The following is a 14,688-nucleotide window of genomic DNA, read 5'->3' on the forward strand; positions in this document are numbered from 1 at the left end:
AATCTCTACAGTTTTATTAGACCACTACATCCAAGCCTGATTCTAAAAGCTGTTGACCAACTTGAAGACCAATGCCATAATTTGCCTGAGTTTCAATTGAATCAAATGCCTGATCTGTCATAACAGTTCCTATTTATTAAATTATAAATAATAATAAAGAATAACAGTCTCAAATAAATGGGTAAATAACTATATAAAATATAAAATAAATCTAGTTAAAAATAATATTCTAATTTTATATCAATTCATTAATTTTATAATACTAAAAACCTAAAGGTGGAATTTCAGTTTGAAGAATAAATTTTATTCCTAAATATAAATGATAATATATGAACAGTCACAATTTCATGAATTAAAATTATCGACTACCAGCCAAAAATTCCTCTAACACTCGGCAGAGATAAAAAAGTAAAAGAATTGACTTTGTACGATTGATTAATAGCAACAATGATTTAGCTGATAGAAATCGAAACAAAAACCCCAGCTGATGCTGGTGTTTTTGTTTGTGTATAATAATCAGAAAGCAATTATTCAGCAATGATATTCACATTCAGTTTTGCAAATACATCACTATGCACTTGGAAATGAACTTCATGTTCACCAACAGTACGCAATACACCATTTGGTAAGCGAACTTCGCTTTTCATAACCTCAACACCGGCAGCAGTGACTGCCTGAGCAATATCACGAGTCCCGATCGAACCAAAAAGTTTACCTTTATCACCGGCTTTAGAGGCGATGGTTACTGTTGCTAATGAATTAATTTTTTCCGCGCGCCCTTCCGCAACAGCCAGAACATCGGCTAATTTAGCTTCTAATTCGGCACGGCGTGCTTCAAAAAATTCAACATTCTTTTTAGTTGCAGGAACAGCTTTTCCTAGAGGAACTAAATAGTTACGAGCATAACCCGCTTTAACATCAACTTTGTTACCCAGGCTACCCAGGTTTGCTACTTTATCCAGCAGAATAATTTGCATTACCTTATCCTCTTTAAGTCGTTAATGGACCGTATCAATTACTGATGACGATCAGTATATGCCAACAGAGACAGGTAACGCGCGCGCTTGATAGCACGAGCGAGCTGACGCTGGTACTTTTCACGAGTACCAGTGATACGACTTGGTACAATTTTACCACTTTCAGTGATATAGTTTTTTAGCGTTGCGATATCTTTATAATCAATCTCTTGAACGCCTTCCGCTGTAAAACGGCAGAACTTACGACGACGGAAATAACGTGCCATTTGGTTAGTCTCCAGAATCTATCAATTCAATCTGCTCGGCGTGAAGCACCAAGTTATTCAAGCCATTAGCGCTTTGATGGCTACTAATAAAACCAATAACTGTGATCCAACTACCGACCGTTATACTGTGAGTAAACTGTTGTAATTTTTGTCCGCTGGCGATGATGGTTATTCTACACCATACTTGTCGATCAAAACCGGCTTCCTGCTGCTGTGAACGATGTTCGAGCACAAACTGGCAGTGCGGAACCCCAGCTGGACTGATTTTTCTTATCGGCGCATTACAGATTTTGCCTAACAGCACCAATCGATTAGTATTCACAACCAAATTTACTCTTCAGAATCCTCAGCAACCTGAATTCCTTCCAGGTCTTCATCAACCAAATCACGACTGCGACGATCGTCTTTCGCTTTAAGCATTGGAGAAGCTTCAGTAACCGCATGCTTAACACGCATAATCATGCTGCGGACAACGGCATCATTGAAGCGGAAGTTTGTTTCTAACTCATCAATCACTTCTTGCGGCGCTTCAACGTTCATCAGAACATAGTGTGCTTTGTGCAATTTATTGATTGGATAAGTTAATTGACGGCGACCCCAGTCTTCCAAGCGATGGATTTGACCTTGCGCTTCGGTGATAGAACTACTATAACGCTCAATCATACCTGCAATTTGCTCGCTTTGGTCCGGATGAACCATAAAAACGATTTCGTAATGACGCATGAGTTTTGCTCCTTACGGATTAATCAGTCTCTTTTCAGGGTCAGCCGCATCCCATGGAGGCAAGGAACTTATTTAAGTGCGGCTGAAAAATCGACGCATAACTATACCTATCTTTTAGTTAAAACTCAAGCAATAGATTAAATCATCACTTATCGTCATTGAATTGGGTTAAGTTAAGTATAGCTAAGCGTCTTAATTTTGATTACAAAAATATATGTTTTTCTCCAATATAAATTTACTGATATAGAGTAATTACTTGTAATCATTTTAAAGTCGCCTAGCTATAATCTTGCCAAGATTATCAATGCTCTTACTTTTTTCTCAATAACTGTGCCGTTGACGTACTGCTTCGAATAAACAAACGCCGGTCGCAATAGAGACATTTAAAGACGAAACCATACCGCCCATTGGAATACTAATCAGTTCATCACAATGTTCCCTTGTTAAACGACGGATACCTTCACCTTCAGCACCCATCACCAATGCAACCGGCCCGGTTAACTTACTTTCATATAATGTATGATTGGCGTCACCTGCAGTGCCAACAATCCAGATATGATGCTGCTGCAATTGACGTAGTGTCCGCGCAAGATTGGTAACCCGAATTAATGGCATACTCTCAGCTGCACCACAGGCAACTTTCTTAGCGATGGCATTAAGTTGAGCAGATTTATCCTTTGGTACAATAACCGCATCAATACCCGCAGCCTCTGCACTACGTAAACAAGCACCTAAGTTATGTGGATCGGTAATACCATCTAATATAAGCAAAAAGGGTGATTTTGTCTGAGAAATAATAATATCTAAATCACTCTCTTGATATTGCCGCCCGGGTTTTAGCTGAGCGATAATACCCTGATGAACAGCGTTCTGTGTCTGCTTATCCATCCATTGACGATTAGCTAACTGGATAATAATGCCCAATTTTTCAAGCTGTTGAATAATCGGCAATAAACGTTTATCTTCACGCCCTTTAAGTACATAAACTTGTTTTAAACGCGATGGATTGCGTTCCAGCAGTGCTTGCACTGCATGAATACCATAAATAATTTCACTCATAAATTTATCGATTACTTAATAACTCTCAAAGAGAGTCAATCATTGCCGATGAAGATCAGTAATAAAAATAACTAAGATTATTTTTGTGTTTTTTTGATAGCCTTTTTTCCTCTCAATTTTGCGGCAATTTTTTTACTTTTATGAGAAACCTTTTTCCCTTTCTTATCTACTTTTTTAGCGTTGCCGCTGCCTTTTTTATTCGCTTTAATAAATGCACTACTGGGCTCAAAATTTTTGTCCTGGCTGTGATCTTGCTTGCTATGAGTTGAAATTGTTTTTTTAAATTGCTTTTTTGTTTTTTTTTTTGCTGTCTTACCTGGATTTTTCGCCTTACGTAAGGTTGATATCAATGCGAAATCGATCTTGCGTTCATCCATATGTACAGCTTCAACGGTAATTTCAACTTCATCACCAAGACGATATACCATCCCCGAAGACTCACCAATAAGTCTCTGTCCTACATTATCGTAGCGATAGTAATCATTATTAAGTGATGAGACATGCACCAGACCATCAATAAAAAGATCTTTTAAGCGGACAAAAAAGCCAAAACCCGTGACACTAGTGATAATGCCAGTAAATACATTGCCAACTTGATCCTGCATAAAATCACATTTCAACCAATCAGCAACATCTCTCGTCGCTTCATCAGCTCGCCGTTCGGTCATTGAACAATGTTCACCCAATTGCAGCATTTCATGACTATCAGCATGCCAACCACCGGTCGGCGTCGAGCGATGTTGATTGTTTCCATGTTGTCCAGATAAAAGATATTTAATCGAACGATGTAACGCTAAATCAGGATATCGACGGATCGGTGAAGTGAAATGGGCATAAGATTTCAGTGCTAAGCCAAAATGCCCTCTATTTTCAGGATCATAAATAGCTTGTTTCATTGAACGCAAAATCATTGTTTGCAGCAATTCATGATCCGGACGTTCAGCCACTTCATCCATAACTTTAGCATAATCAGCTGACTCTGGTTTCGTGCCACCTGGCAATCTCAAACCCAGCTCGCTAAATACCGTCCGCAAATTTACAATACTCTCTTGTTTGGGCCTATCATGGACACGATACAAGCTAGGTTCTTTATTCCGCTCAACAAAACGTGCGGCAGCGATATTCGCTAAAATCATACACTCTTCAATTAATTTATGCCCATCATTACGTTCAACCGGCTCTATCCGCTCAATGCGTTTTTCTGCATTAAAAATAAATTTAGCTTCTTCAGATTCAAAGGAGATAGCCCCGCGTTTTATGCGCGCATTATCTAACGCTTTATATAATCGATGAAGTTGTTCTAAATGCGGCACCAGGTCTTGATAATGTTGACGTAATTCTTCGTCACCCTGTAAAATTTTCCAGACTTTGGTATAAGTCAATCTGGCATGAGAACGCATTACGGCTTCATAGAATTTAGATGAAGTAATTTTCCCTTCCGCCGATATCTGCATTTCACATACCATGCAAAGCCTCTCAACTTCAGGGTTTAATGAACATAACCCATTAGAAAGAATTTCAGGCAACATAGGGATCACTCGTGATGGAAAATAGACTGAATTTCCCCGACTAACCGCTTCACTATCCAAAGCCGTTTGTGGCCGCACATAATAACTAACATCAGCAATCGCGACCCATAAGCACCAGCCACCGTCTTCTTTCGGCATACAATAAACTGCATCATCAAAATCTCGGGCATCTTCGCCATCAATGGTGACTAAAGGTAGATGACATAAGTCTACTCTGCCTTTTTTTGCTGACGCAGGGATCTGTTCGGACAAATCAGCAACTTGCTTCTCAACTTGTGGCGGCCAACTATACGGAATTTCATAGGTTCTTAATGCAATCTCTACCACAATGTTAGTCCCCATGCTTTCGCCTAATACTTCGACAATATTTCCTACTGCCTGGGTATGGCGCGCTGGTCGGGTTGTCATCTCAACGACAACCACATTTCCCATCCTGGCACCGTTAACCTGCTCTTTAGGGATCAATATCTCAAAGGACAGTCGACTATCATCAGGGACTACATACCCCATCCCCGATTCTATAAAATAACGTCCTACAATATGATTATTTCGTGGGACAAGCACTCGAACAATGCGAACTTCTGTACGTCCTCGCCGATCTTTGCCCAATGGCTGGATAAGTACAAGATCACCATGCAGCGCTTTTTTCATTTCTTCTAAAGAAAGGTAAAAATCGTCTTTCTGGCCTTCTACCCGTAAAAAACCAAAACCATCACGATGGCCAATAACTGTGCCTTTGAGTAAATCAAGGCGTTCAGGTAAGGCATAACATTGACGACGAGTAAATACTAATTGCCCATCACGTTCCATAGCACGTAAGCGGCGCCGCAAAGCCTCTAACTCTTCTTCTTTAGTTAACTTTAATATTCGGCCGATTTCCTGTCGACTTACAGGCTTAGTAAATTTTGCTAATACCTCTAAAATATATTCACGACTTACAATTGGTGAATGATATTTCTCAGCTTCCCGGTCTTTATAAGGATCTTTTGCCATCACTCACCTCCACTACCACTTTGATTAATATAACCCACTAATACACCAGGCCTGTTATTTATTTTAATAGTAACTTATAAAGTAGCTTATTATTTTCTATTAGATCTGCCAGTGTATATTTATCTAATTCATTTAAAAAAAGTTCAATTACTTGATTTAATATTTTTTTAATCGACAAGCAAAAGTAATATGGCAAAAATCGCTGCAGCAATTAACTAATGCGAGAGGCTCTAATAGACGAACAACATCACCTATCCGGATCTGCTCAGCTGGCTTGCCTAAGTAAATCCCGCCATTTTTCCTTCTCACCCCAGCAACAAGTCCACATCGGCTTAATTGATTAATAATTTTTACCATATGGTTACGCGAGACACTGTATACATTAGGAACTTCAGTAATATTAGTTCTTTTATCCTTAGGTAATGAAGCCATATAAATTAATGCGCTTAAGCCATAATCAGTAAAACTTGTTAACTGCACATTAACCTCTGGTTATAAAACAAAAATGGAAAGAGATCTTCTTGACATTAATTCATTTAGTTATATCTATTATGTAAATTTTTATCATATTAAGCAAAATTGATCAGTAATCAGGCAATATGAATTACTAGATATAAAAATAACGCCTGAATGTTGAGGCGTCACTCTTTGAGCAATATTATTGACTGGTAAAATTATGCATCAAAAGGATCTCGTAATATCATTGTTTCAGCACGATCAGGTCCAGTCGAAATAATATCTATCGGGATCGCGGTTAATTCCTCAATCCGTTTAATATAATCAATGGCTTCTTTAGGTAATTGATTATATTCTTTTACCCCAAAAGTACTTTGACTCCAGCCTGGTAAGGTTTCATATATCGGCGCTAAATCTTCCCATTCCTCTGCCGCTAACGGCGTTATAGTCAATTGAGTTCCATCAGGTTTGCGATAAGCAACACAAAATTTCACTTCATCCAAACCGTCTAATACATCTAATTTGGTTAAACAGAAACCGGAAAGAGAATTGATTTCAACTGCCCGGTTAATAGCAACAATATCTAACCAACCTGTACGACGGAAACGGCCTGTTGTTGCACCAAATTCTTGCCCTTTTTCACGCAGGTATTCGCCGGTTTCATCAGATAACTCCGTTGGAAAAGGACCGCCACCTACACGGGTAGAATAAGCTTTCAATATTCCTAAAACATAATTAACATAACGCGGACCTAATCCTGAACCAGTGGCAACACCACCCGCCGTTGTGTTTGATGAAGTCACATAGGGATAAGTACCATGATCAATGTCCAGCAATGTTCCCTGAGCACCTTCATACATCACTAATTCGCCTGCTTGATGCGCTTTGTATAATAAATCAGCGACATCAACGCTCATCGCCGTCAAAATATCGGCAATAACCATAATATCATCTAATGTTTTTTGGTAATCGATTGCAGGTGCTTTATAATAATTCACTAATTGAAAATTATGGTAATCAACAATTTCTTTAAGTTTGACTGGAAAGGTTTTTTTATTAAACAGATCGCCAACACGTAATCCACGGCGGGCAACTTTATCTTCATAAGCAGGGCCGATGCCCCGGCCGGTCGTTCCTATTGCTTTTGCGCCTCGCGCTTTTTCACGCTCATTATCTAAAGCAACATGATAGGGCAAGATTAATGGACAAGCTGCCGAAATTTTGAGGCGTTTACGCACTGGCACACCACGCGCTTCCAATTTTTTCATTTCATCCATTAATGCATCAGGCGCTAATACCACACCATTGCCAATGACGATTATGACATTTTCACGCAGAATACCTGATGGGATAAGATGGAGAACAGTTTTCTCACCATTTACCAGTAGCGTATGACCAGCATTATGCCCACCTTGGTAACGAACAACATACTTAGCGCGTTCAGTTAATAAATCGACTATTTTGCCTTTACCTTCGTCACCCCATTGAGTACCTAATACGACAACGTTTTTACCCATTTTAAAATTCACTCGATTGCTTAAAAAAAATTCTACCATTTCAATCATTAGCTGCCAGCAATTTTTATAACATCAATACCTCTTTTCATGACAATCTTAACAGATTAAAGCCCGCCTAATGCGGGCTTACCGAGAGTCAATTCGCAATCATTTCATTTATCTTTAAATGATCACTGTACGGCTCTTTGTTTAGTTGGTGCTCGCATATAGCGGAAAAAATCGGTATCTGGGCTTAATACCATCACATCATCACCATTTTTACTAAAGCTCTTTTCGTATGCCCGTAAACTACGAATGAAAGCATAGAAATCAGGATCTTGGTTAAATGCATCAGCAAATAGCTTAGTTGCCATCGCATCTCCTTCACCATGTAATTTCAGTGCCGTACGCTCCGCTTCTGCCAATGTCTCGGTCACTGTTTTATCTGCTGCTGCACGGATCTTCACGGCCTCTTCTTGACCTTGTGAACGATGTTGGCGTGCTACAGCCTCTCGTTCAGCGCGCATACGTTGATATATCGCTTCCGAAACTTCACTTGGCAATTCAATACGTTTGATGCGAACATCGACAACTTGGATCCCTAACGCCGCCATGCTATTTGGATTAACAACTGGCGAATTACCTTTGATCTCTTGATCAAAACGGGCTGCTGCCGAGGCAATAGCCTGATCTGCATCTTTTGTCGCTTCTGTATCTGAACCAGAACCTTTATTAAGTGCATCACGCACATCGACGGTCAAGCGCCCGCGAGAATCGGTAATAATATCTTTCACATTTAAACGGCCAAATTCTGAACGCAGACGATCACTAAATTTACGTTTCAGTAAAGTTTCAGCTTGATAAGGATTACCGCCACCGGTCGCCACATAGTAACGACTAAAATCAGTAATTCGCCATTTTAAATAGGAATCAACCATTAAATCTTTATTTTCTCGAGTCAGATAGCGATCTGCCTGAACATCCAATGTCTGAATACGAGCATCCAGCATTTTTACCGTTTCAATAAATGGTATTTTGAGGTTCAAACCTGGCTCATAAATAATAGGTTTATTGTCACTATCACGCACAACCTTACCAAAGCGTAGAATAATCCCTCTTTCTGTTTGTTGAACGGTGAAAATTGACATATACAACACAACTAATGCAGCAATAATAATAACAATCACTGATTTACGCATGATTATTGTCTTCCTACACGAGTTGAATTACTGCCCGGAGCATTATCCCGCGTACCATAGCTATATGAATAAGGCGATTTAGTAGAAATATCTGATTGCTGAATAACTTTTGGTGGTGTTATTTTCTGTATATCTGCTGCTTTATCTTTGGTTCCACTGCGTAAAATCTGCTCTAACGGCAACACTAACATACTATTGCTCTTGTCGTTAACAATAACCTTACGCGTATTACTTAGTACTCGTTCCATTGTCTCAATATATAAACGTTCACGAGTGATTTGAGGAGCAGCTCGATATTCTGGCAACATTTTGGCAAAGCTGGCTACTTCACCTTCCGCCTTGAAAACCACACTTGATTTATAAGCTTTTGCTTCTTCGATCAATTTCTGGGCATTACCGTTCGCTAATGGCAAAACTTCATTACGATAAGCTTGCGCTTCACGGATGGTCTTCTGTTCTTCTTCTCGCGCTGCAATAACATCATCAAATGCGGCTTTAACCGCTTCCGGTGGACGAGCAGCCTGGAAGTTAACATCTAATATCGTTATACCCATATTATAAGGTCTTATTGTATTTTCTAACTCTTTTTGTGTTTCATAACGGATAAAGGCACGTTTCGTCGTTAACACCTGTTCCATTGCTGATTGGCCAATAATTCCACGTACTGCGCTATCTATTGCCTGACGTAAACTGTTATCTGGGTTAGTAATATTAAATAAATATTGAGCCGGATCTGTTACGCGATACTGGACGTTCATTTCTACTTGAATAACATTTTCATCCGCAGTTAACATCATACCATTAGTCGCTTGTTCACGAATGGTTTCAACATTAATCGGAATCACTTTTTCAATAAAATTTGGTTTCCAATTTAAACCCGGTTCAACAGTATGGCTATATTTACCAAAACGGAAAACGACGCCACGATCACTCTCTTTTATCGTATAAAAACCACTTGCAGCCCAAATAATAACAACTGCTGCGATAATAAATACGATAAAACGGTCGTTTATATTGACGCCATTTTGATTACTCGAACCATTTTTACCTTTATTATTCCCACCTAAACCACCAAGTTTGCGACTCAACTTGCGGAACAGATCGTCAAGATCAGTTGTTCCCTTTTTCCGATTACCTTTATTACCACTGGAGTTGCTTCTATTGCTGCTTCCCCACGGGTCGCGGTCCTGTCCGTTATTACCGGGCTGATTCCACGCCATGTTATAGCTCCATTCGTTATGATTGGTTTTTCAGGGCTAAGAGCAAAATATTTTACTCTTAATTTGTTCAATTTATTGACCACATTTAATGTGTTGACTTAACAATGTACTCAAGTAAAGGTTGTTCTTGCTTGCAAAGTCTTTGCCAGTCAACAATGGGCAGCTTCACTTCAAGCATGATACTGCCATCTTTATCCATTTCTTCATATTCGATTGCCTGAAGTTGATAGAATCGACTGCGCAAACGACCCGCTTCTGGCGGTAAACGCAATTCATAGTGTGCAATTTCACCAGAAAGGCGTTCTGTCAGCGCCTGTAATAATAATGGAATCCCTTCACCAGTTTGAGCAGAGAGCCAGACCCGAATAGGGACATTATTCTCATCGCGATCAATACGGGGAGTAAATCCATTCAACATGTCAATTTTATTCATGACTAACAGCGCTGGAATTTCATTAGCCTCAATTTCTTCTAGTACACTTTCAACTGCGCGGATATTTTCTTCCATACGGTTATCCGCAGCATCCACAACATGTAATAATAAACTGGCTTCGCGTGTTTCCTGCAATGTTGCTTTAAATGCAGCGACCAGATTGTGAGGTAGATGGCGAATAAAACCTACAGTATCAGCCAACACTGTCACTCCAACATCATCAATATCAATACGCCGTAATCTAGGATCTAACGTCGCAAATAATTGATCTGCTGCATATACTTCAGACTTTGTCATTTGATTAAACAGACTAGACTTACCTGCATTAGTGTAACCTACCAATGATATGGTGGGAATACCCGCTTTACTTCTAGCTTGTCTACCCTGCTTTCTCTGCTTTTCTACCTTAGCCAACCGAGAAAGAATTTGTCGAATTTTACCGCGGATCAATCGACGATCCGTTTCAAGTTGCGTTTCACCAGGTCCACGTAAGCCGATCCCTCCTTTCTGTCGTTCAAGGTGAGTCCAGCCACGTACCAAACGGGTAGAAATATGCCTTAACTGAGCTAATTCAACTTGTAGTTTACCTTCATGTGTACGTGCGCGCTGTGCAAATATATCTAAAATTAAACTCGTACGATCAATAACTCGGCACTGACATAATCGTTCAAGATTTCTTTCCTGTGCAGGGCTTAACGTATGATCAAAAAGAACCACATCGGCATTACTGTCTTTAACAGCTGCCGTAATTTCTTCCGCTTTACCCTCACCAACAAAATATTTAGCCTGCGGTGATTTGCGATTTCCTGTGATTATCTGTACTGGCTTAATACCCGCAGAGATGACTAATGATTCAAATTCAATTAGGTTTTCAATATCTTTTTCATTAGAGAAAAAAACATGCACAAGAACAGCTAATTCCCCACCTTCATGTCTATCAAACAAAAGCACAACTCCTTAGACTTAAAAAATATCAAACAGGAAAAATACAGGTAAAAGGAACTTTACCTGTATTTTTTTGTTCAGATAATTAACTGAATTATTCAGTCGCATCACTATCCTGTGGAACTGCCACATTACCTGTATTGTAATTACCTAAGCCTGTATTACCCCCTTGATTACTATGGTGAGATACAGGACGAGAAGGTACTACAGTAGAAATAGCATGCTTATATACCATTTGGCTTACTGTGTTTTTCAGTAAAATAACAAATTGATCAAATGATTCGATTTGACCTTGTAATTTGATGCCATTGACCAAATAAATGGAAACCGGAACCCTTTCACGACGTAACGCGTTTAGGAACGGATCTTGCAAAGATTGCCCCTTAGCCATTCTCTATTTTCCTTATTTTGTTGTTTTTAACTAAGAACCTTTATGGTTCGAAAAAATTAACTACTCAAAAAAATTGTGCCTTTACCACCAATTGTACATAAATAGGAAACCTATGCACTAATAACATGCAATATTGTGTTAAGAATTCCCTTAATATCATCGCTATCGAGTCTATGCACGTTTTTCCATCCTCTTAACCATGTAATTTGACGTTTAGCCAATTGACGTGTTGCACATATACCACGATAAACCATTTCATCATAGCTGATTTCACCAGACAAATATGACCACATCTGACGATAACCAACAGAACGTATAGCGGGTAGATCCCCATGGAGATCCCCTCTAGCATAAAGAGCGCTAACTTCATCCTCAAAACCGGTCTTCAACATTTTTAGGAAGCGCATCTCAATACGTTGGTGGAGAATTTTACGATCTTGCGGTGAAATCGCAAACTGTAACACATTATAAGGTAATTCTGCCTCTACAATTTCAGTTAATTCTGTCAGACTCTGCCCGGAAACTAAGAAAACCTCTAAGGCACGAGACAATCGTTGAGGATCATTAGGATGGATTCTAGCTGCTGATATGGGATCAACCGTTTTCAAACGTTTATGAATTGTTTCCCAACCAAATTGTTTCGCTTGCATTTCAATTTCTGCCCGAATTGTAACATCGGCAGAAGGTAAGGGTGACAACCCATCCAGTAATGCTTTAAAATATAGCATAGTCCCCCCAACGAGTAAGGGAATACGGCCCGATGCGACAATTTTTTCCATTTCTAATAAAGCATCACGGCGAAAATCTGCGGCTGAATAAGACTGTGCAGGATCCAATATGTCAATTAATCGGTGTGGGGCAATTTGTTGCTCTTCCCGTGTTGGTTTCGCTGTTCCTATATTCATACCGCAATAAATTAAAGCAGAATCTACACTAATTATTTCAACGGGTAATTGTTGACGCAATGCCATTGCCAATGCTGTCTTTCGTGACGCCGTTGGCCCCATGATAAAAATCGCTTGGGGTTTATGTTGAAAAATTTGTTTACTCATGAGTTAAAGCCGTTATCACCGATTCAAAATCAATTAGTTGTAGTAATTTTTTCGGTGGTTCTTTAACTAATTCAGGGTAAGCCCGCTCCAGATCCGCTAATAACTGTACCCCTTGTGCAATTGTCCACACTTTTTTTTCATTTACTAAATTATCTGCTAACCAAACAACTAATTCCATCAACTGACAAGAAGTATTTTGAGCAAAATATTTCAATAGTTTTGGAAATAGTTCAGATAAATTTTGTGATCTCAAGGGACAAGATACACCACTAATTGTTGCTTTGTTATGAGAAATATTTATGTCAAAACCTAAGGTACTTAATAATACCTTTACTCGATAAAAAGTTTCAATTTCCTTTTCTGTTAATGAGAGCTTTATTGGTATCAGTAAGGGCTGAGATTTTAATTCTATATCAGTAGGAATTAATTGACCTCGTTTTAAATATCGCTCAGCTTCCGCTAATGATAACAAACCTATTCCAAATGATGATTCAATAAATGCGAAATTTTTAGAATAAATTGCTAGTATTTTACCAAATGTATAATTTTTATTATTTTTTTCTATATCAACCGATTTTATTGCTATTTTTTCAGTTTTTATTGATTCTCGCTCTGGAAAAAGTGGGATTTTTTCTTGTTTAGCTGGTTCATTTTGCATCAATTGCTGATAAAGCTCACCCTGTTTTTTGTTATAGATTTTTTTAGCTATTTTTCCATTATTGTAACAAGAAAATGATGCTGTTTTAGACGGCGAAATTTGGCTACTGGCATTTAATTCTGTTATTACTTGTTCTTCTTGCTCTTTAATAACTAAATGCTGCTTTGAATCATCTGAGGCAAAAAAATTTTCACCCGCAGCTAACCGATTTTGTAATCCTGAAGCAAGATGAGTTTCCTGGTTTGAACTAACAGAGACTTGATTAAATTGTTTTTGGTGTTGTTGGCTTAGTACCGTGTTCACACCCTGATAGATAAAATCATGAACCAATCTCGCTTGGTGAAAACGGACTTCCTGTTTAGCTGGATGAACATTAACATCAACCTGATGAGGATCAATGGTTAAATAAAGCACATAAGCCGCTTGCTGTTCTTCTTGTAGACGATGAGCATAGGCCTGACGAATTGCATGATTGATTAATCGATCGCGCATTATGCGCCCATTAACATAACAATATTGAATTTCAGCGGCCCTACCTAAATAGGGATTAGTTATCCAGCCTTTAATGGCTAAATCACCATGTTGCCAACATAATTTCACCGCATTTTGTATAAAAGAAGTACCACAAATAGCAGCTAAGCGTCGTTCATATTGCTCTTCACTATTTGTCGCACGATACTGGCGAACTAATTTACCATTATGATGCAAATTGATTGCAACATCGAAACGCGCTAAAGCTATTCTACGTACAATCTCATCAATATGGCTAAATTCGGTTTTTTCTGTACGTAAAAATTTACGTCGAGCCGGCGTATTATAAAACAGATCAAGAACTTCAACTGTTGTTCCTATTGGGTGAGCAGCAGGTTTTAGCGTAACATTCATCTCACGCCCTTCAGCATAAGCTTGCCAGGCTTCTGTCTGAGTCTCGACGCGTGAAGTTAGTATTAAACGAGAAACCGAACTAATACTGGCCAGCGCTTCTCCTCTAAATCCCATACTCATAATAGCGGCCAGATCTTCTAGCGTGGCTATTTTGCTGGTCGCGTGTCGCGCCAACGCTAGTGTTAAATCTTCTTTGGCGATACCACTACCATTGTCATGGATACGGATAAGTTTTGACCCACCACGTTCAATTTCAATATCAATACGGCTGGCGCCAGCATCAAGACTATTTTCGACTAACTCTTTCAGAACCAATGATGGGCGTTCAACAGCTTCACCCGCAGCAATTTGATTAGCTAACTCAGGAGAAAGAATTTGTATCGCTGACATAATGACCTCTGCCATA

At 39.1% G+C, this 14,688-nt stretch carries 13 protein-coding genes and 2 pseudogenes; all 15 read right to left on the minus strand.

Annotation, left to right across the window (positions count from 1 at the left end):
- Positions 1-28 precede the first annotated feature (28 nt).
- Positions 29-121: pseudogene (locus ARSQ2_RS01265) on the minus strand (peptidylprolyl isomerase); the annotation flags it as partial.
- A 406-nt stretch (positions 122-527) separates the two neighbouring features.
- Positions 528-977: a 50S ribosomal protein L9 gene (gene rplI / locus ARSQ2_RS01270; protein ID WP_181994099.1), complete on the minus strand. Its 450-nt coding sequence runs from the start codon at positions 975-977 to the stop codon at positions 528-530.
- Between the two features lie 38 nt (positions 978-1,015).
- Complete coding sequence (gene rpsR, locus ARSQ2_RS01275) at positions 1,016-1,243, minus strand: 30S ribosomal protein S18 (RefSeq protein WP_181994100.1); 228 nt, start codon at positions 1,241-1,243, stop codon at positions 1,016-1,018.
- A gap of 4 nt (positions 1,244-1,247) precedes the next feature.
- Positions 1,248-1,565 carry a primosomal replication protein N gene (gene priB / locus ARSQ2_RS01280; RefSeq protein ID WP_181994133.1) on the minus strand — a complete coding sequence of 106 codons (318 nt, stop codon included), beginning with the start codon at positions 1,563-1,565 and terminating at the stop codon, positions 1,248-1,250.
- A gap of 8 nt (positions 1,566-1,573) precedes the next feature.
- On the minus strand, positions 1,574-1,966 hold the full coding sequence (rpsF, locus tag ARSQ2_RS01285; RefSeq protein ID WP_181994101.1) for a 30S ribosomal protein S6: 393 nt from the start codon (positions 1,964-1,966) through the stop codon (positions 1,574-1,576).
- A 321-nt stretch (positions 1,967-2,287) separates the two neighbouring features.
- Positions 2,288-3,025, minus strand: a complete 738-nt coding sequence (gene rlmB, locus ARSQ2_RS01290; RefSeq protein WP_181994102.1) for a 23S rRNA (guanosine(2251)-2'-O)-methyltransferase RlmB — start codon at positions 3,023-3,025, stop codon at positions 2,288-2,290.
- Between the two features lie 77 nt (positions 3,026-3,102).
- The gene (gene rnr / locus ARSQ2_RS01295) at positions 3,103-5,547 is read right to left on the minus strand and encodes a ribonuclease R (protein ID WP_181994103.1); all 2,445 of its coding nucleotides are present in this window, start codon (positions 5,545-5,547) and stop codon (positions 3,103-3,105) included.
- Between the two features lie 58 nt (positions 5,548-5,605).
- Positions 5,606-6,027, minus strand: a pseudogene (gene nsrR / locus ARSQ2_RS01300) (nitric oxide-sensing transcriptional repressor NsrR).
- A gap of 194 nt (positions 6,028-6,221) precedes the next feature.
- Positions 6,222-7,520 carry an adenylosuccinate synthase gene (locus tag ARSQ2_RS01305; RefSeq protein ID WP_181994104.1) on the minus strand — a complete coding sequence of 433 codons (1,299 nt, stop codon included), beginning with the start codon at positions 7,518-7,520 and terminating at the stop codon, positions 6,222-6,224.
- Between the two features lie 170 nt (positions 7,521-7,690).
- Entirely contained in the window at positions 7,691-8,698 is a 1,008-nt protein-coding gene (gene hflC, locus ARSQ2_RS01310; protein ID WP_181994105.1) for a protease modulator HflC, read from the minus strand.
- 2 nt (positions 8,699-8,700) lie between these two features.
- Complete coding sequence (hflK, locus tag ARSQ2_RS01315; protein WP_181994106.1) at positions 8,701-9,918, minus strand: FtsH protease activity modulator HflK; 1,218 nt, start codon at positions 9,916-9,918, stop codon at positions 8,701-8,703.
- An 85-nt stretch (positions 9,919-10,003) separates the two neighbouring features.
- The gene (gene hflX / locus ARSQ2_RS01320; protein WP_181994107.1) at positions 10,004-11,296 is read right to left on the minus strand and encodes a ribosome rescue GTPase HflX; all 1,293 of its coding nucleotides are present in this window, start codon (positions 11,294-11,296) and stop codon (positions 10,004-10,006) included.
- A gap of 94 nt (positions 11,297-11,390) precedes the next feature.
- Positions 11,391-11,687, minus strand: coding sequence for an RNA chaperone Hfq (hfq, locus tag ARSQ2_RS01325; protein WP_026821863.1), 297 nt, complete (start codon positions 11,685-11,687; stop codon positions 11,391-11,393).
- Between the two features lie 110 nt (positions 11,688-11,797).
- A complete protein-coding gene (gene miaA / locus ARSQ2_RS01330) occupies positions 11,798-12,739 on the minus strand; it encodes a tRNA (adenosine(37)-N6)-dimethylallyltransferase MiaA (RefSeq protein ID WP_181994108.1) in 942 nt (313 codons plus the stop codon).
- Complete coding sequence (mutL, locus tag ARSQ2_RS01335; RefSeq protein WP_238334240.1) at positions 12,732-14,687, minus strand: DNA mismatch repair endonuclease MutL; 1,956 nt, start codon at positions 14,685-14,687, stop codon at positions 12,732-12,734. The genes miaA and mutL overlap by 8 nt, the downstream gene beginning before the upstream one ends.
- Position 14,688 lies beyond the last annotated feature (1 nt).

Source organism: Arsenophonus endosymbiont of Bemisia tabaci Q2 (genome assembly GCF_902713415.1).
Taxonomy (GTDB): Bacteria; Pseudomonadota; Gammaproteobacteria; order Enterobacterales; family Enterobacteriaceae; genus Arsenophonus.